Annotated in this window: 16 protein-coding genes, 2 tRNA genes and 1 pseudogene; 12 read left to right on the top strand and 7 right to left on the bottom strand. The window is 59.2% G+C overall.

The features are described 5' to 3' along the window. The first annotated feature begins 257 nt into the window (after positions 1–257). The 4 genes from AACY52_RS09370 to AACY52_RS09355 all read left to right on the top strand — a co-directional run bounded on the left by AACY52_RS09370 (position 258) and on the right by AACY52_RS09355 (position 3980). Positions 258–2468, top strand: a complete 2211-nt coding sequence (locus AACY52_RS09370) for an AsmA family protein (RefSeq protein ID WP_339415483.1) — start codon at positions 258–260, stop codon at positions 2466–2468. Next, positions 2465–3532 carry an A/G-specific adenine glycosylase gene (mutY, locus tag AACY52_RS09365; protein WP_339560440.1) on the top strand — a complete coding sequence of 356 codons (1068 nt, stop codon included), beginning with the start codon at positions 2465–2467 and terminating at the stop codon, positions 3530–3532. The genes AACY52_RS09370 and mutY overlap by 4 nt, the downstream gene beginning before the upstream one ends. Then, positions 3529–3801 (top strand): oxidative damage protection protein, encoded by a 273-nt coding sequence (locus tag AACY52_RS09360; protein ID WP_339415481.1) that lies wholly within the window; start codon positions 3529–3531, stop codon positions 3799–3801. The genes mutY and AACY52_RS09360 overlap by 4 nt, the downstream gene beginning before the upstream one ends. A gap of 103 nt (positions 3802–3904) precedes the next feature. Then, positions 3905–3980 (top strand) — tRNA-Phe (locus AACY52_RS09355). 120 nt (positions 3981–4100) lie between these two features. Here AACY52_RS09355 and AACY52_RS09350 read toward each other — a convergent pair. The 4 genes from AACY52_RS09350 to AACY52_RS09335 form a co-directional block, all read right to left on the bottom strand. Then, positions 4101–5693, bottom strand: coding sequence for a hypothetical protein (locus AACY52_RS09350; RefSeq protein WP_339560439.1), 1593 nt, complete (start codon positions 5691–5693; stop codon positions 4101–4103). An 87-nt stretch (positions 5694–5780) separates the two neighbouring features. Next, positions 5781–6746: an arsenic resistance protein gene (locus AACY52_RS09345; protein WP_339415479.1), complete on the bottom strand. Its 966-nt coding sequence runs from the start codon at positions 6744–6746 to the stop codon at positions 5781–5783. Positions 6747–6826: 80 nt separating this feature from the next. Beyond that, positions 6827–7096 (bottom strand): type II toxin-antitoxin system RelE/ParE family toxin, encoded by a 270-nt coding sequence (locus AACY52_RS09340; protein ID WP_339415478.1) that lies wholly within the window; start codon positions 7094–7096, stop codon positions 6827–6829. Further along, entirely contained in the window at positions 7086–7277 is a 192-nt protein-coding gene (locus AACY52_RS09335; RefSeq protein ID WP_339415477.1) for an antitoxin, read from the bottom strand. Before AACY52_RS09335 ends, AACY52_RS09340 begins: the two co-directional genes overlap by 11 nt. Positions 7278–7459: 182 nt before the next feature. Between AACY52_RS09335 and AACY52_RS09330 the strand changes: the two are divergent. Beyond that, positions 7460–8036, top strand: a pseudogene (locus AACY52_RS09330) (hypothetical protein). Positions 8037–8040: 4 nt separating this feature from the next. Beyond that, entirely contained in the window at positions 8041–8454 is a 414-nt protein-coding gene (locus tag AACY52_RS09325) for a hypothetical protein (RefSeq protein WP_339427310.1), read from the top strand. A gap of 55 nt (positions 8455–8509) precedes the next feature. Here AACY52_RS09325 and gabP read toward each other — a convergent pair whose 3' ends face one another. Further along, positions 8510–9901 (bottom strand): GABA permease, encoded by a 1392-nt coding sequence (gene gabP / locus AACY52_RS09320; protein ID WP_339415475.1) that lies wholly within the window; start codon positions 9899–9901, stop codon positions 8510–8512. 555 nt (positions 9902–10456) lie between these two features. Between gabP and AACY52_RS09315 the strand changes: the two genes are divergently transcribed. From AACY52_RS09315 to AACY52_RS09295, 5 genes are all read left to right on the top strand, one after another. Further along, positions 10457–11230 (top strand): ABC transporter ATP-binding protein, encoded by a 774-nt coding sequence (locus AACY52_RS09315; RefSeq protein ID WP_339415474.1) that lies wholly within the window; start codon positions 10457–10459, stop codon positions 11228–11230. Positions 11231–11243: 13 nt separating this feature from the next. Beyond that, positions 11244–11996: an ABC transporter substrate-binding protein gene (locus tag AACY52_RS09310; RefSeq protein ID WP_339415473.1), complete on the top strand. Its 753-nt coding sequence runs from the start codon at positions 11244–11246 to the stop codon at positions 11994–11996. Positions 11997–12071: 75 nt separating this feature from the next. Then, positions 12072–12764, top strand: a complete 693-nt coding sequence (locus tag AACY52_RS09305; RefSeq protein WP_339415472.1) for an ABC transporter permease — start codon at positions 12072–12074, stop codon at positions 12762–12764. Next, complete coding sequence (locus tag AACY52_RS09300) at positions 12764–13453, top strand: ABC transporter permease (RefSeq protein ID WP_339415471.1); 690 nt, start codon at positions 12764–12766, stop codon at positions 13451–13453. The genes AACY52_RS09305 and AACY52_RS09300 overlap by 1 nt, the downstream gene beginning before the upstream one ends. Then, positions 13434–14621, top strand: coding sequence for a methyltransferase (locus AACY52_RS09295; protein ID WP_339560438.1), 1188 nt, complete (start codon positions 13434–13436; stop codon positions 14619–14621). The genes AACY52_RS09300 and AACY52_RS09295 overlap by 20 nt, the downstream gene beginning before the upstream one ends. A gap of 241 nt (positions 14622–14862) precedes the next feature. Here AACY52_RS09295 and bcsQ read toward each other — a convergent pair whose 3' ends face one another. Both bcsQ and AACY52_RS09285 read right to left on the bottom strand, forming a co-directional pair. Continuing rightward, positions 14863–15798, bottom strand: coding sequence for a cellulose biosynthesis protein BcsQ (gene bcsQ / locus AACY52_RS09290; RefSeq protein WP_339438088.1), 936 nt, complete (start codon positions 15796–15798; stop codon positions 14863–14865). Positions 15799–16063: 265 nt separating this feature from the next. Beyond that, entirely contained in the window at positions 16064–16474 is a 411-nt protein-coding gene (locus tag AACY52_RS09285) for a hypothetical protein (protein ID WP_339415468.1), read from the bottom strand. 199 nt (positions 16475–16673) lie between these two features. On the opposite strand from AACY52_RS09285, the gene AACY52_RS09280 reads away from it, so the two are divergent. Further along, a tRNA-Thr gene (locus AACY52_RS09280) sits at positions 16674–16749 on the top strand. Positions 16750–16855 lie beyond the last annotated feature (106 nt).

Genomic DNA, 16855 nt, shown 5'->3' with positions numbered 1-16855 from the left:
GTGGCCGTTTTGTTGAGTGAAGCTCCATTTTAGGCGCGACCTTAAGTCGCAGAAGGCGGACGAACGTGCAGAGATTAGCACCTGTCGATGACAGAAAAACCAAACTGATATCACCTTTTTCAAGAAATCTGTTTGTTTGACGCCAAAAACCCGTTCCCTCGCCCCTGGATACAATGTAACGATCGGAGCACTGCCGCAGGCCGTCGGGCGTTATACTCTGCGGCTAAATTTTGAAATCGACATACAAGGACTCGCCCATGAAAGCGTTCGGCAAAATCCTGGGTCTGGTACTTCTCGGGCTGTTGCTGATCATTGTGGCTCTAGGCTTTGCCCTGACCCATCTCTTCGATCCCAACGACTATAAAGACGAGATTCGCCAGATTGCCCGCGACAAGGCCCACATCGAGCTGACGCTCAATGGCGACATCGGCTGGAGCCTGTTCCCCTGGCTTGGCCTGGAACTGCACGAAGCCAGCGTGGCAACCCTGACCGCACCGACCCAGCCCTTCGCCGACCTGCAGATGCTCGGCCTGTCGGTACGCGTGCTGCCGCTGCTGCGCCGCGAAGTGCAGATGAGTGACGTACGTGTCGAAGGCCTGAACCTGCGCCTCAACCGCAACAAGGAAGGGCACGGCAACTGGGAAGACATCGGCAAGAACGTGACAGAGGCGAGCGTCGGCAGCCCTGGTTCGGTTGAACAACCGGCCGAACCCGAATCGGACAAGCCGGCAAAACCCATCCGCCTGGACATCGACAGCCTGACGGTCAACAACGCCCGCATCGAATATAACGATGAGCAGACCGGCAAGCAGTTCAGCGCCGAAAGCATCCAATTGAGCGCTGGCGCCGTGCATGAAGGCGCCAGCATCCCGGTGAAACTCACCGCCTTCTTCGGCAGCAATCAGCCGGTGATGCGCGTCAAGACCGAACTCAACGGCAACCTGCGCATCCAGCGTGCGCTCAAGCGCTACCAGCTTGAAGACATGAAGATCACCGGCGAAGCCACGGGCGAGCCACTGCAAGGCAAGACCGTGACCTTCTCGACCCAGGGCCAACTGTTGGTGGACCAGGCGGCGAATATCGCCGAATGGACCAACATTAAGCTCTCGGCCAACCAATTGCGCGCCTTGGGCGAGCTGAAGGTCAACGACCTGGACAAGACCCCGCAGCTCAGCGGCGCCCTGTCCATCGCCCAATTCGACTTGGCCAAGTTCCTCGACAGCGTCGGCCACCCGCTGCCGCCAATGGCCGAGGGCAGCCTGAGCAAAGTCGAACTGGTCAGCCGCCTCAAGGGCACGCCAAGCAGCATCGCCCTGGAAGACCTCAACCTGAAACTCGACGGCAGCACCTTCACCGGTCGCGTGGCCGTGGACGATTTTGCCAAGCAGTCCCTGCGCGTGCAGCTCAAGGGCGACACGTTCAATGCCGACAACTATCTGCCGGCCAAGTCCGAATCCGCCAAGGGCGCAGCCGCTGCCCGCCAGGCCGAAGTGCAGAACAGCGAAGCCGGTGCCATGGCTGCTGGCGGCACCACACCGCTGCCCGACGCGCCGACCAAAGGCGCCTGGAGCACCGACAAACTGTTGCCATTGACCCGCCTGCGCACGCTGGATGTGGACGCCGACCTGGCGTTTGGCCAACTGACCCTGAGCAAGTTGCCGATCCAGAATGCCGTGCTAAAAGCGTCCGGCATCAATGGCCAACTCAAGCTCGACACCCTGAGCGGCGGCCTCTACAACGGCACCTTCCAGGCCAACGGCAACCTCGATGTGCGCCAGGATACCCCGGTGCTCGCGCTGCAAAGCCGGATCAAGCAGGTACCGGTCGAACGCATCCTGCAAGCCCAGGGGCAAACTCCGCCGGTGAAGGGCCAGATCACCCTCGACAGCAACCTCACTGGCCGTGGCAATAGCCAGAAAGCGCTGATCGACAGCCTCAACGGCACCGCCAGTTTCGTGATCAACAACGGCGTGCTGCTCAACGCCAACCTTGAACAGCAACTGTGCACCGGCATCGCCTTGCTCAACCGCAAAACCTTGAGCAGCACACCGCAAGGCAAAGACACGCCGTTCCAGGAACTGAAGGGTAACCTGACCTTCCGTAACGGTGTCGCCAGCAACCCGGACCTGAAAGTGCGCATACCGGGCCTGACGGTCAACGGTAATGGCGATGTCGACCTGCGCGTCCTGGGCATGGACTACCGCATCGGCATCATTGTCGAAGGTGACCAGCGTGAAACGCCGGACCCGGCCTGCCAGGTGGGCTCCAACTTCCAGGGCATCGAAGTGCCGCTGCGCTGCCGTGGCCCGCTGGAATTGGGCGCCAAGGCGTGCCGCCTGGATAAGGATGGCCTTGGCCAAGTCGCGATCAAGGCGGCGGGCAACCGCCTCAACGAAAAGCTTGAAGAGAAGCTCGACAAGGTCAACCCGAAGCTCAAAGACGCACTGAAAGGCCTGTTCAATCGATGAGAAACGAGCAATTTTCAGAGGCGGTGCTCAACTGGTACGACCGTCACGGTCGCCACGACCTGCCCTGGCAACAGGGCATCACGCCTTATCGGGTGTGGGTCTCGGAAATCATGCTGCAGCAGACCCAGGTGAGTACCGTGCTCAATTACTTCGACCGCTTCATGGCGTCGCTGCCGACGGTCGAGGCCCTGGCGGCAGCCCCGGAAGATGAAGTGCTGCACTTATGGACCGGGCTGGGGTACTACACGCGGGCCCGCAACCTGCAAAAGACGGCGAAGATTGTCGTGGCCGAATACGGCGGCGAGTTTCCCAAGGATGTCGAGAAGCTCACCGAGTTGCCCGGCATAGGCTTGTCCACCGCCGGTGCGATCGCCAGCCTGAGCATGGGCCTGCGTGCGCCGATCCTCGACGGCAACGTCAAGCGCGTACTGGCACGCTTCACGGCGCAGGAAGGCTATCCCGGCGAACCCAAGGTGGCAAAGCAGCTGTGGGCCACCGCAGAACGCTTCACGCCGCATGATCGCGTCAACGCCTACACCCAGGCGATGATGGACATGGGCGCCACCCTCTGCACCCGCAGCAAACCCAGCTGCCTATTGTGCCCACTGGAAAAAACCTGCGAAGCCCACATGCTCGGCCTGGAGACGCGCTACCCGATCCCCAAGCCGCGCAAGACCATCCCGCAAAAACGCACGCTGATGCCACTGCTGGCGAATGCCGAGGGCGCGATCCTGCTTTACCGTCGCCCCTCGACGGGCCTGTGGGGCGGCCTGTGGAGCTTGCCGGAGCTGGATGACCTGCAAGACCTGGAACACTTGGCCAACCAGCACGCGCTGGCACTGGGCAAGCAACAGGAACTGCCGAGCCTGACTCACACCTTCAGCCACTTTCAGTTGGCTATCGAACCCTGGCTGGTCCAGGTCGAGGAATCCGCCAACCACGTGGCCGAGGCCGACTGGCTCTGGTATAACCTCGCCACCCCGCCGCGCCTGGGCCTTGCCGCCCCGGTGAAAAAACTGCTGAAGCGCGCGGCCGACGTATTGAATGCAGGAGTTTCGTCATGACCCGCACCATCATGTGCCGCAAGTACAAAGAAGAATTGCCAGGCCTCGAACGCCCTCCGTACCCAGGTGCCAAGGGCCAGGACATTTTCGAGCACGTCTGCGCCAAAGCCTGGGGCGACTGGCTGAAACACCAGACTCTGCTGATCAACGAAAAACGCCTGAACATGATGAACGCCGAAGACCGTAAATACCTGGCAGGCGAGATGGACAAGTTCTTTTCCGGCGAGGATTACGCCAAGGCCGACGGCTACGTGCCACCTGCTCAATAATTGATCAAAAACCGGGGTCGGCACGTAAGCGACGGTAATAATTAAATATTTTTTGAAAACTTGCTTGACGACCCCCTGAAAAACCCGTTTAATGCGCCCCGTTGCCCAGATAGCTCAGTCGGTAGAGCAGGGGATTGAAAATCCCCGTGTCGGCGGTTCGATTCCGTCTCTGGGCACCACCTTTCGTTTTCAGGTGATGTCAAGCACACCTGAAAGCACACAAGAAACCCGCCTAGTGCGGGTTTTTTGTTGCCTGGGATTTGACTTAACCCAGTGGCGATTTTGATCTCGCGCTTCGCTCACTTCAGCAAAAACACCATCAGCGGATTATCGTTCAACCGCCCTTCAAAGCTTGGAGCGACGTCCGCCAGGGATGTCCCTTGCAGCAACGCCACTTCCTTGCGCGCCACAATCACCCACGCCGGCCGTGGCAACGCACCTAATCGGTCAAGCTCATGAGCCCCCACAAACACCGGCCGCTCATCGTGATCCAGGTTCATCATGTAGCGCACTGCCCAGGTATCCCGGCCGAGGTTGATAAACACCAACGGCCCCGGCTGCGTGACGCGCAGCGCTTCCACCTGGCCGACAAACTGCCGGGTGTCAAACTGCAGGTCCTTGGCCGGCTCTACCACCATCACCAACAACAACCATTGCGCCGACAATGCAATCAGGCTGAGCCAAACCAACCGCCCCACCCGCCGCCAGGCAATCAACGCCGCCACTTGGAACACCATCAGCACACCGATCAGCAGCGGCAACGAAACATCTGGCCAGTAACCATGCTTGTGCCACCCATGCCGACAGACAAACACTGCAACGACGCACAACGCCGGTAGCGCCACGACAAGCCCTTCGTAGCAGCGGCGCACGCCAGCGAGCCAACCTTGCGCATGGAGCAGCCCATAGGCCGCGACAGCCGCAAACATCGGCACCAGGGGCAGGATGTAGTAAGCGCGCTTGAAGTGCGGCACCGACAGCCCGAGCAAGATCATCAAGCCGCACGCACCGAGCCGCACCACCAATTGCATATCGCCCTCAAACCGCTCGGCCCAGCGATGACGCAGCGCAATCATGGTGGCCAGCGCCAACGGCACCACCGGGAAGTAGCGATACAAGCTCAGTTGGAAGTAAAAATAGAACGGCTCACCGGCTTCATCGAGGCGTCCGCCCACCTGCATCTTGAACACTTCATCGGCAAATGCGTCACCACCGCTGAGGCGCGCCAGTTTCACCAGCAGCCACCAACAGGCTGCTAACAACACCAGGCCGACGAGGCCATGAATGAGCACTTGCTTCACGCGCTCGCCAGGCTTGCCCAGCGCCCAATACACGCACACCACGCCACAGACTTCGATCAACCCCAGCGGTCCGCGTATGGCAAAGCCCAGGATGAACAACGCAAACACCGCCAGCCGCCTCCAGCGCCCACCACTGTGCAGCAGGTAAAAACTGCCTATACAGAGCAACGCTACCATCTGGTCCAGGCAGACCGAGCGGGATTTTTCGAGCAGTTGGGTGGTGAGCAACGCCAGCAGCACGGCGAGCAGCGCCCACTGGCGATTCGCCGGGACGAGCAAGCGATAGATCAAGGCAACCACCCCGGCGGACGCCAGGGCGGTGGGCAGCACATTCGCCAGATGGTTGGGCGCACCAAACAGTCGTGCGAACACAACGCTGAAAAAGGTCGCGGTGCCGGGGTAATCCGCGTAGGGCTGGCCATAGGTAGTCGGGAAAAGGCTCGCGCCATGGCGAAACATTTCTTGTAGGAACAGCGCCCAGCGTCCGTCAAACCCTTGGGGTTGCTGATCCCAGATACCCAGAGTGAACAGCAACAGGGCAAACAGGAAAATGCCCAGGGATTCCAGGCGAAAACGGTTGCGGTGATCCATCGGTTGACCTGTCAGGTAAGAGGCGCCGACTTATGGTGCCGGCTGCCCTGCTGAATAACGCCTGAACAGACCTGAACATTCCCGCGCTTACCGACCTGCGGGCCACACCCACTTAGGGATCAACCGAACGTAAATCAACTCGCCCACCAGTTCTATCAGGGTTTGCAGGATCACCACCGTCGCCGCCAACCCACGCACATCCTCGGGCAAGGCCAGCGCCAGAGGCAATACCACCAGCGAGTTGCGCGTCGACGCGCTGAATGTCACCGCCCTGGCCGCCGTCGCCGGGAGTGCAAACAACCGCGAGGCCAACACGCCCATCAGCGGCGCCAGCACCAGAAAACCCACATACACCGGGATCACCGGCAGCAACAGGTTGATATCCCGTACCACCGATGTGATTTGCGAGCCGATCACCACAAACAACACCACCGCCATCGCCGGCACCGGCAACCACGCCCAGCCACTGTTCCAAACACTGACGACCGGCGATCGCTGTGCCAGGGAAGTCGTAACCACCGCCAGAATCATCGGCACCACGATCAACAAGAGGAACGCCTCGATAAACGGCCTTGCCTCCACCACTACCTCGGATTGGGCGCCTAGCATCACACTCAGATAGATCGGTAACAGCGCCAATTGCAGCAGCAACAGCACCGGCGTAGCCGCCAGCATCAACCGCGAATCGCCCTTGCCGATATGGGTAAACACCACCACGTAGTCGATGCACGGGGTCAGCAACACCAGCAACGCCCCGACCAGCAATGCCGGACGCCCAACCAGGCTCTGGGTCAATGCCCACACCAGCAGGGGCACCAGGATAAAGTTGGCGAGCAGTAGTGCCGACAGGAAACGCTTGTTACTCAAGCTCTGGCGCAGATCCAAAAAAGGAATTTGGAGGAACATTGCGTACATCAGCATCGCAATGGTGGGCGTGACCAGCGCGCCGAGGCCGTGGGCAAATGAGGGTGCGAGCAAGCCAAAAGCGGCCGCCAGAAGAACGGCTACGAAGTAGACCGGGATCTGGTTGTGTTCGAGGGTGTCGCGGGTCATGAGGCGGCTCTATCGGATCGCAAGAGCGCAAGGTTATGCATCTACCGACTTAAGGTCGAGCGATACAACCAGTTTGGTTATCAGGGGTACTCCTGACGGGCATGTAGCACTGTCAGTATCTCGATCCAATCCTCTATTCGATACACCACCAGATAGTTCGGGTGCACGACAACTTCTCGAGTACCAGGGATTCGACCCATGCGGTAGAGATACGGATGATCTGGAAGAGCCGTTGTCGCTAGCTCGATGGACTCGTTGAAATCACTGGCTGCCGCAGCATTGCGCTCAAGAATGTATTCTAAAATTGCTCTCAGCTCGGCGCGTGCTTCCGGCCGCCACTCAACCCTCATCTTGCGCTTTTCGCTTCGATTCAATCAGAGCGCGCATCTCTGCCATAACCTGATCATGCGGAATGTTTGGACGGGGATCATCAATTGAAGCCTGCACCTTGGCACGAAACCAACGGTCATAGCTGGCGGCCTGCTCTTCAGTTTCAAACGCTGAAACGATGGGAGAAAGTGGAATGCTCATAGAGACCTCCTTAAAGGATGCCTGCCAGTCTAATCGGTCCATGATGTGCTGTCGTTCCTCTCGGATGTATGGCTTTATCAAGGGATGTCGGAGCTTAGTGAGCCTGCCATAGGGAACACAAGTAATGGCAAACTGAACAACTGTTACTAAAAAAATAAGAAACTGACAGAGGCCGTGAAACGATGAATTTGACCGACGTCTGCTCGCAAATACCTGCGGCCTCACGTATGCACGATCACCGTATTCCTTTCAAGGAGCTTGCCATCGACGGCTACGTCTTGGGCGGCTTCACCTGGCGCCACCTGCGCACCGACCTCGAACGCCCCCTCGTCATCATCAACGCCGCCACCTCCGTACGCTGTCGCCACTACGCCCGCTTCGCCGACTACCTGTTCGCCAACGGCCTTGACGTCATCACCTACCGCTACCGTGGCATCGGCGAATCCCGCAGCGGCTCACTGCGTGGCTTCAAAGCCTCGTGGTCGGGTTGGGGCGTGCTGGATTTCGAGGCGATGCTGCAGCGAGCGACTACTGGGTTACTTCGACGGCAGTGAACGCACTCATCTGCGGATCGCGCCTGCTGATATTGGCGAAAAGGCAGTCGGACATTTCGCATTTTTTCGCAGCGAGCATCAGCAGAGGCTGTGGCCGATTGCATTGGTATGGCTGCAAAACGGCCAATTAGCTGCGGATACCCTTGGGATTTCCCCCAACCTGCGCTTCAATACTCCCCCCAGATCCAGACCCCTAGGACGCTAAGCCCATGGCCTCGCCAGACAAGCAGCAAAAACGTGCCCAACGGGCAAAGGCCAAGGCCAAGCAAAACCGTACCCAGCGCGCCGTCGCGGCCAAGCTGGATGCGTTCGCCGGTGATGACAGCCGCATTGACCTTGAGTCAGTGGATTTGACCGAGCTGTTCGTAGAAATGCGCACGGCAGGCGAAACCAGCCAGCAAACCCTCTGCGCCGTGTTCCTGGCCCACCCGTTGCTGGCGCTGGTGCTTGAGCAAGAAGGCGAAGAAGAAGCCACCGACTTTATCCTGGCGGCGCTGATCGAGTATCGGCAGTGGACCACGGACACTGATGATGAGGCAGCGGCACTGGCGTGGATCGAGTCGCCGGAGTTCCAGGCGGATTACGTGGCGGCGTCCCAGGCGCTGGTCAGCTCGCAAGAATGACGCACAACTAAATGTGGGAGCGGCGGTGCACTCCCACATTATTTACCGCATTCCGTCAGTTCAGTACGGCAGCACCCGCGCTCTGCGCCTTGCGCCGGCTGGATACAAACAGCCCTGCCGCCACGACCAGCAAGCTCAGCACCCCAGTCGCGATAATCTCGACCCGATGCGCTTCCTGGAACAGCATGATGGTCAGCGTGCCCACGATGAACACCATCACCGCGTAGGTCAGGCCCGGGAACAGCCACATCTTGAAGACAATTTTCTCGCCCGCCGCCATACGTTTCTGACGCATGCGCAGTTGCGACACCGCGATCACCAGATAGACCAGCAATGCAATGGCACCCGAGCTGGCGAGCAGGAATTCGAACACTGCCGCCGGGGCCACGTAGTTGGCGAACACTGCCAGGAAGGCTGCGCCAGTAGACAGCAGCACAGCCCAGTAAGGCGTGCCACTCTTGTTGGTGCGCTTGGCCACGGCCGGTGCATCACCGCGACGGCCCAGGGAGAACAGCATGCGTGAGGCGGTGTAAAGCGCCGAGTTCAGGCAGCTGGTCACGGCTACCAGTACCACCAGGTCGACAATCAGCTTGGCATTCGGGATGCCCATGCGTTCCAGTACGGTCTGATACGAACCCACCGCCGCCAGGGTCGGATCGTTCCATGGCACCAGGGACACCACGATGAAGATCGACAGCAGGTAGAACAAACCGATCCGCCAGATCACCGAGTTGGTGGCCTTGGTGATTTGCTGGCCTGGGTTCTTCGATTCAGCCGCCGCGATGGTGACAATCTCGGTGCCCATGAAGGAGAACATGGTGGTCAGGATCGCCGCCATTACCGCGCCCATGCCGTTCGGCATGAAGCCTTGGGTGTCGAACAAGTGCGAAACGCCGCTGACCTGGCTGGTCGGCAGGAAACCGAAAATCGCCGCCAGGCCGAGGATCACGAAGCCAACAATCGCCACGACCTTGATCAGCGCAAACCAGAACTCGAACTCGCCGTAGTTCTTCACGCTGAACAGGTTGGTCACGGTCAGCAGCAAGGTGATGATCAGCGTAAAGGCCCAGATGGCCACATCCGGGAACCAGGCATGCAGGATGGTCGCGGCGGCGTTGGCCTCCAGCGGAATCACCAGCACCCAGAACCACCAATAGAGCCAGCCGATGGTAAAACCGGCCCAGTGGCCGATCGCCCGGTCGGCATAGGTGGAGAACGAACCCGTATCTGGCGAGGCGACGGCCATTTCGGCCAGCATGCGCATCACCAACACCACCAGCGTACCCGCAGCGGCGTAAGCCAACAGTACGGCCGGGCCGGCGGCAGCAATCGCGTGGCCGGAGCCAACAAACAAACCGGCGCCGATAACGCCGGCAATCGACAGCATGGTGACGTGACGCGGTTTGAGCCCCTGTTCGAGGTCATTGGAGCTTTGCGTACTACTCATTGACACACCTTTACGAGGAATTGCGAAAACGGTCCGCCCGGCCTGTGATCTTTATCGTGAAAAGAAACCAACAGGGCGTTCTTTATTTTTTACGCAAGATTTGCGCCAAAATGTTACAGCGTCGCGATTGACGCGGGCTGTAGGAGAATTGAGCAGTCCTCGCAAGTCATTGAGAACAATGGCATTCCGCTATAGCGTTACCGTGCGACTCACTTTCAATACGAAAAAACGCACCATAAACACACACAAAAAGTACGTGACGCCCCACAAAAGGGCTGATAAGCACCGTTTGCCCGGTTAACCCTTCCAACCCCCGGCCAAAGCTGGCACCATCGCGCCCTTTTTTACGCGAAGCCTGCGGCTTTTCGGGTTCAAACGGTTGTTCGGTTGTTGATGGCGCGACACCCTGCTGTGCCGATGCGACACCCTGCCGCACACCACCTGTTTACCGCCGGCCGCGCTGTTGGCTGCCATCAAGACGCTATGCTAGCTTGGCGCCTCGCCAGGAAGGCGGACCAACAGCGAAGATCGCAACGAACACAACGAGGACCGCACATGGCCGAGGCCACGCCCGCGCTTGAAATCCGCAACTTGCATAAACGCTATGGTGAGCTGGAGGTACTTAAAGGTATTTCGCTGACCGCTCGCGACGGCGATGTGATCTCGATCCTGGGTTCCTCCGGTTCCGGCAAGTCCACCTTCCTGCGCTGCATCAACCTGCTGGAAAACCCGAACCAGGGCCAGATCCTGGTGGCCGGCGAAGAACTCAAGCTCAAGGCCGCGAAAAACGGCGAGCTGATGGCCGCCGACGGCAAGCAGATCAACCGCCTGCGCAGCGAAATCGGTTTTGTGTTTCAAAACTTTAACCTGTGGCCGCACATGAGCATCCTCGACAACATCATCGAGGCCCCTCGCCGAGTGCTCGGCCAAAGTAAAGCCGAAGCCATTGAAGTGGCTGAAGCCCTGCTGGCAAAGGTCGGGATTGCCGACAAGCGCCACGCCTACCCCGCGCAATTGTCCGGCGGCCAGCAACAGCGAGCGGCCATCGCGCGCACCCTGGCGATGCAACCCAAGGTCATCCTGTTCGACGAGCCCACTTCGGCGCTTGACCCGGAAATGGTTCAGGAAGTACTTAATGTGATCCGCGCGCTGGCCGAAGAAGGTCGCACCATGCTGCTGGTCACCCATGAAATGGGCTTCGCCCGCCAAGTGTCCAGTGAAGTGGTGTTCCTCCATCAGGGCCTGGTCGAAGAGCAAGGATCGCCACAGCAGGTGTTTGAAAACCCGCTTTCGGCGCGCTGCAAACAATTCATGTCCAGCAACCGCTAACGGAGCAACATGCATGCAGAACTATAAAAAAATCCTCCTGGCCGCGGCCGTCTCGATGGCATTCAGCGCCACGGCCATGGCAGAAACCTTGAAAATGGGGATCGAAGCGGCCTATCCGCCGTTCAACAACAAAGACGCCAGCGGCAACGTCGTCGGCTTCGACAAAGACATCGGTGACGCCCTGTGCGCCAAGATGAAAGTCGAGAAGTGCGAAGTGTATGTGTCCGACTGGGACGGCATCATCCCGGCCCTGAACGCCAAGAAGTTCGACTTCCTGGTCTCCTCGCTGTCCATCACCGATGAACGCAAGCAGGCCGTCGACTTCACCGACCCGTACTACTCCAACAAACTGCAGTTCATCGCCCCTAAAGCCACCGCCGACTTCAAGACCGACGCCGCTTACCTGAAAGGAAAAGTCATCGGTGCACAACGCGCGACGTTGGCCGGTATGTACCTGGAAGACAAGCTGCCGGATACCGAAACCAAGCTCTACGACACCCAGGAAAACGCCTACCTCGACCTGACGTCCGGCCGCCTGGATGGCATCCTGGCCGACAAGTACGTGCAATACGAATGGCTCAAGAGCAAAGACGGTTCCGCCTACGAGTTCAAAGGCGACCCGGTGGTAGAAAGCGACAAGATCGGTATCGCCGTACGTAAAGGCGACCCACTGCGCGAGCGCCTGAACAAAGCCCTGGCGGAGATCAAGGCAGACGGCACCTACAAGAAGATCAACGACAAGTACTTCCCTTTCAGCATCGAATGATGCTGAACGGTATGCCCGACGCGCTCACGTGAGCGCGTCGGCTTTTTGCAATGCCTGCCGCGATATGAAAACACCATGAATTTCGATCTCTACGGATTCGGCCCGGCGCTCGCCGCTGGCGCGCTGATGACCGTCAAACTCGCGCTCACGGCCCTGTGCCTGGGGCTGGTGCTCGGCCTTGCCGGCGCCTTGGCCAAAACTTCGCCGTACAAGCCGCTGCAATGGCTTGGCGGTGCTTACTCGACAATCGTTCGCGGTGTGCCGGAACTGCTGTGGGTGCTGCTGATTTACTTCGGCACGATCAACGCCATGCGCTCACTGGGTGAGTTGCTCGACATTCCCGACCTGTCCCTCAGCGCCTTTGCCGCTGGCGTGATCGCGCTGGGCATGTGTTTCGGCGCCTACGCCACGGAAGTGCTGCGTGGGGCGATCATCTCCATTCCCAAAGGCCACCGCGAAGCGGGTGTGGCGCTGGGCCTGTCGAAGTTTCGTATCTTTACCCGGTTGATCATGCCGCAGATGTGGCGCATCGCCCTGCCGGGGCTGGGCAATCTGTTCCTGATCCTGATGAAAGATACCGCGCTGGTTACGGTCATCGGCCTCGAAGAAATCATGCGCCATGCGCAAATCGCCGTAACCGTCACTAAACAGCCTTTCACCTTCTATATGGTCGCCGCGTTCATCTATCTGGCCCTGACGTCTCTGTCGATGGTAGCTATGCACTTCCTGGAAAAACGCGCCGCCCGCGGCTTCGTGAGGACGACGTAATGGAATGGGAAGTCATCATCAAGTGGCTGCCGAAGTTTATCCAGGGCGCCATCCTGACCCTGGAACTGGTGAGCATCGCTGTGATCCTCGGCCTGATCCTGGCCATCCCGCTGGGTATCGCGCGCTCGTCCAGGCACCTGTCTGTGCGTGCCCTGCCCTATGCCTACATCTTTTTCTTTCGCGGCACGCCGCTGCTGGTGCAGTTGTTCCTGGTCTACTACGGCCTGGCCCAATTCGACGCCATCCGTTCAAGCTTTATGTGGACGTACCTGCGCGACCCGTTCTGGTGTGCCACCGCCACCATGACGCTGCACACCGCAGCGTATATCGCCGAGATTCTGCGGGGCGCCATCCAGGCCATTCCGCCTGGGGAAATCGAAGCAGCCCGTGCGTTGGGCATGTCCAAGCCCAAGACGCTGTTCTACATCATCCTGCCCCGGGCCGCGCGCATCGGGCTGCCGGCCTACAGCAACGAAGTCATCCTGATGCTCAAGGCCAGCTCGCTGGCGAGCACCGTGACCCTGCTGGAGCTGACCGGCATGGCCAGGACGATCATCGCGCGCAACTACCTCACCGTGGAGATGTTCTTCACCGCCGGCGTGTTCTACCTGCTGATCTCCTTCCTGCTGGTGCGCGGCTTCAAACTGCTGGAACGCTGGCTGCGCGTCGATGAATGCCAGGGACGTTGAAGCACGCTTTGAGGCGCTGGATGCGTTTCTGATCAAGCACCAAGGGCTGTGGCGACCACGGCCCTTTATTCATCGGCAATTGCCTTGGGAAACCGAGCATCCGGAACTGGCCCGGTGGCTGCGTCAACGCTCGTTGTCCGACGCAGAAACCAGCCATAACCACCCCCACACACTGCCGGCGCCCGCACCGTTTCCCACGCTGGCCTGCGAAGCCTTGCGTCTCAGTGCTGTGGATAAGTTACCGACGCGGCTCCTGCAACCCGCTGCGCACCGCCTGAATGTCGACGTACCCGGGCGCAAATGGCAGCAAATCGAAGCGTTCGGCGCCGCGCTGCAGTTTGCGCAAACACCCCGGCATTGGCTGGATTGGTGCGCCGGCAAGGGCCACCTCGGCCGCCGCCTGTTGCACACAGGCCAACAGCTGACCTGCCTGGAGTACGACCCGGCGCTGATCGCCGCAGGCCAGGCCTTGAGCGATCACCATGGCCTGCCCGTTATCCATCGCCTGCAAGACGTGATGGCCGATGTTGCGCTCAGCCGTGAACACACGCCCGTCGCCCTGCACGCCTGTGGCGACCTGCACGTGCGCCTGCTAAAACTGGCCAGCGCGGTCGGGTGCCAACAGCTCGCGCTGGCGCCCTGCTGCTATAACCGCATCACCGCCGACACCTACCAGGCACTGTCCACCGCAGGCCGCGCCTCAACCTTGCACCTGTCGATCGATGACCTTGGCCTGCCCCTGAGCGAAACCGTTACCGCCGGCAAGCGGGTGCGCTTGCAGCGCGACACGTCCATGGCGCGGCGCCTGGGTTTCGATCAACTGCAACGCAAGCTGCGTGGCTGCGACGAATACCTGCCCGCGCCTTCGCTGCCCACGCGCTGGCTGGACAAGCCTTTCGCCGACTACTGCCGGGAACTGGCACGTCTTAAGGGGTTATCCACAGGTGAACAAGAGTGGGCAGTATTAGAGGCGTACGGCTGGAGCCGTTTGGCCGAGGTCAGAAACCTGGAATTGGTGCGTGGCCTATTTCGGCGCCCGCTGGAGTTATGGCTGGTACTGGATCGGGCATTGTTTCTAAGCGAAGCCGGCTACAAGATCGAAGTAGGCAGCTTCTGCGAAACCGCATTGACGCCGCGCAACTTGATGGTGCTTGCCGAGCGCGATTAGGGGGCAGAATTGTCGCACCACAGCCTGTGGATAACTCTGTTGATAGATTCTTTACAGAGCCTGTAGCCCTCTGCGCTACAGGTCGAAAAACAAGCTGATCATTTTTTGTTCACCCAATAAAACATCCGCAAAACAGGCAGTTGCGGCGGGATGAGAACCGCTCCAAAAAATGGCTGTTACGTGACATCCTCAACCAACCGATTGTGCATAAGCATCTGGCGTTAAGCGCATAAACCGCGACTTATAGCGATTTTTTGCGCGCAATCAATAACCGGCAAAGCGCGTCGATATCGTCTCCGGCCAAGGTCAATGCCTGGCTGTCCAAGGGGTCGACGCCAAACGCCAGCGCTTCATTGATTGCCCTGTCGCGGTGCACCTCCAGCGGCGGCTTTGCACCCAGGCGCTGCTTGAACGCCTCAAGCATGTCCAGGGTGAAGGCATCGTCCTCATCCAGTTGGTTAAGCACATAACGAACCTGCGGTGGGCCCTCGCGCGCAAGATGCGGGGCCAGCAGCCTATCGAGTTGGTCCAGGGTGGCCAAGGACGCGGCGTCAGCTTTGGCAATCACCAACACCACATCGGCCACGCTCAAGGCTTGATCAAAGTAGACATTATTACCGGCGGGGGTATCGATGATCACCGTTTGCCGCTCGCTCAGGCGCAACCCCGACAACTGCTGCGCCAGCCAACCCGGTTCGCGCTTGAGCCAACCCTGAAGGTTTTCCTGCTGCTGGGTATCGATATCGCCAAAGGGGATGACCCGGCACCCGGCGAAGCCCGGTTGCAGGATCTGAACCCAGGGCGTATTCAACAAACTGGCGCGACCGATGCCAGGCAAGCTCGCGCTGACGCCGAAGTGATGACGCAAGGCGTTCTGCGGGTCCAGATCCAAAGCCACCACCGACTCACCCAACCGCTGCATGCCGCTGCTCAAGGCCGTGACCAGCGTGCTGCGGCCCACGCCTCCATTGGCCGAGACCAACGCGACGACAGTGGGCCGTGCCACGGCAACCTTTTCCTGTTGAGGTGGTTCATTGGCCCTCGGGCCTGAAGAAGGAAAGGGGGCGCCATCGTCGACCGGAACACTGCCGAAGAAATGCAACCGCGCGTTCAGCCCGCGCACATCTCGCGTGACATGTTTGCCGAGCAACACAAAAATCTTGTCAGTAAGGCTCATGACCAAACTCCCACACGACGCTGCCTAAAGACGTGAAGGGCCGGCAAGAAGAAGGCTTACCGCAGGTCTTTTTATATAGGGCGCTCTGTTGCCGCATTCTCTGACAGCGAAAACAAAGTGTCATTATTTTGATGAAGTTAACGCTAAATTTTTAGACCGACGGCAATTAGTCAAATTAATGACCCCCACCAGCATCCGATCCAACGTCTCTGAACCTATGAGCGAACCGGGCACCCGAGTCCCCGGTTCTGGCCCACCAATCGACTTAACGGCGAATGCGGTACTCGGTGAACGCGTAATCACCCTGGCAATCACTGGAAGGATCCGCCGCCACACTGACGTAATGCACGGTATCCGGGTCGACCAGTTTATACGTGTAGATATCCGGCGAAGGCACGCCATCCGTGCGCAATTCATTCTTGCCGTTGGCCGCGGCCCACGTGCCCTGCTCGGTCTGAATCACCTGAGTCTGCTGCGCATCACGGAAGAAGGTAATAGTGAAACGGCCGTCCGGCTGGAGGTTATTGGTCCACGACAGGAACTGGCACTTGCTGGTCTGCGTGCGCAAGCCCTTCCAGGTGCCGACCAACGCCGGATCGTTGCCAGGCTTATGGGTGGAACACGCGCTGAGGGCTGTGACGAGAAGGATCAGGGACAGTGAAAAAATCCGTTTCATGTAAAGGCTTCCTTGGGTCGAAACGAGTGCGGAAATTGCCTTGATCAAGACCGGGTAGACCGCTGGATGACAAAGGATGAATCCTACCTCGTTGCGAGGAAAAAGGGTTCGCTGCGAGAAAACCTTGGCTTCTGCAAAAATAGTAAGAATTCAGGGGTTTACAGAAGCTTGGCAATCGCTATAATCGTCGCCCTAACACGCCGGTATAGCTCAGTTGGTAGAGCAACTGACTTGTAATCAGTAGGTCCCGGGTTCGACTCCTGGTGCCGGCACCACATTAGGCTCCATTGCATTCCATCGAATGCTCTGGAAGCCCCGAAAACCCGCCCTTTGGCGGGTTTTTTCGTTCCAGGACCCTCTGTCGGGATCCAACAAAATCCC

Source organism: Pseudomonas sp. EA_65y_Pfl1_P113 (assembly GCF_963970525.1).
Classification (GTDB): Bacteria; Pseudomonadota; Gammaproteobacteria; order Pseudomonadales; family Pseudomonadaceae; genus Aquipseudomonas; species Aquipseudomonas tritici.
Note: the sequence above shows the minus strand (reverse complement) of the source record. Positions and strands in the feature narration are given on the sequence as shown.

Excerpts from the sequence above, each read along its gene's own strand:
- AACY52_RS09370 (WP_339415483.1), top strand. The coding sequence starts at position 258 with ATGAAAGCGTTCGGCAAAATCCTGGGTCTGGTACTTCTCGGGCTGTTG.
- mutY (WP_339560440.1), top strand. The coding sequence starts at position 2,465 with ATGAGAAACGAGCAATTTTCAGAGGCGGTGCTCAACTGGTACGACCGT.
- AACY52_RS09360 (WP_339415481.1), top strand. The coding sequence starts at position 3,529 with ATGACCCGCACCATCATGTGCCGCAAGTACAAAGAAGAATTGCCAGGC.
- AACY52_RS09350 (WP_339560439.1), bottom strand. The coding sequence starts at position 5,693 with ATGGATCACCGCAACCGTTTTCGCCTGGAATCCCTGGGCATTTTCCTG.
- AACY52_RS09345 (WP_339415479.1), bottom strand. The coding sequence starts at position 6,746 with ATGACCCGCGACACCCTCGAACACAACCAGATCCCGGTCTACTTCGTA.
- AACY52_RS09340 (WP_339415478.1), bottom strand. The coding sequence starts at position 7,096 with ATGAGGGTTGAGTGGCGGCCGGAAGCACGCGCCGAGCTGAGAGCAATT.
- AACY52_RS09335 (WP_339415477.1), bottom strand. The coding sequence starts at position 7,277 with ATGAGCATTCCACTTTCTCCCATCGTTTCAGCGTTTGAAACTGAAGAG.
- AACY52_RS09325 (WP_339427310.1), top strand. The coding sequence starts at position 8,041 with ATGGCCTCGCCAGACAAGCAGCAAAAACGTGCCCAACGGGCAAAGGCC.
- gabP (WP_339415475.1), bottom strand. The coding sequence starts at position 9,901 with ATGAGTAGTACGCAAAGCTCCAATGACCTCGAACAGGGGCTCAAACCG.
- AACY52_RS09315 (WP_339415474.1), top strand. The coding sequence starts at position 10,457 with ATGGCCGAGGCCACGCCCGCGCTTGAAATCCGCAACTTGCATAAACGC.
- AACY52_RS09310 (WP_339415473.1), top strand. The coding sequence starts at position 11,244 with ATGCAGAACTATAAAAAAATCCTCCTGGCCGCGGCCGTCTCGATGGCA.
- AACY52_RS09305 (WP_339415472.1), top strand. The coding sequence starts at position 12,072 with ATGAATTTCGATCTCTACGGATTCGGCCCGGCGCTCGCCGCTGGCGCG.
- AACY52_RS09300 (WP_339415471.1), top strand. The coding sequence starts at position 12,764 with ATGGAATGGGAAGTCATCATCAAGTGGCTGCCGAAGTTTATCCAGGGC.
- AACY52_RS09295 (WP_339560438.1), top strand. The coding sequence starts at position 13,434 with ATGAATGCCAGGGACGTTGAAGCACGCTTTGAGGCGCTGGATGCGTTT.
- bcsQ (WP_339438088.1), bottom strand. The coding sequence starts at position 15,798 with ATGAGCCTTACTGACAAGATTTTTGTGTTGCTCGGCAAACATGTCACG.
- AACY52_RS09285 (WP_339415468.1), bottom strand. The coding sequence starts at position 16,474 with ATGAAACGGATTTTTTCACTGTCCCTGATCCTTCTCGTCACAGCCCTC.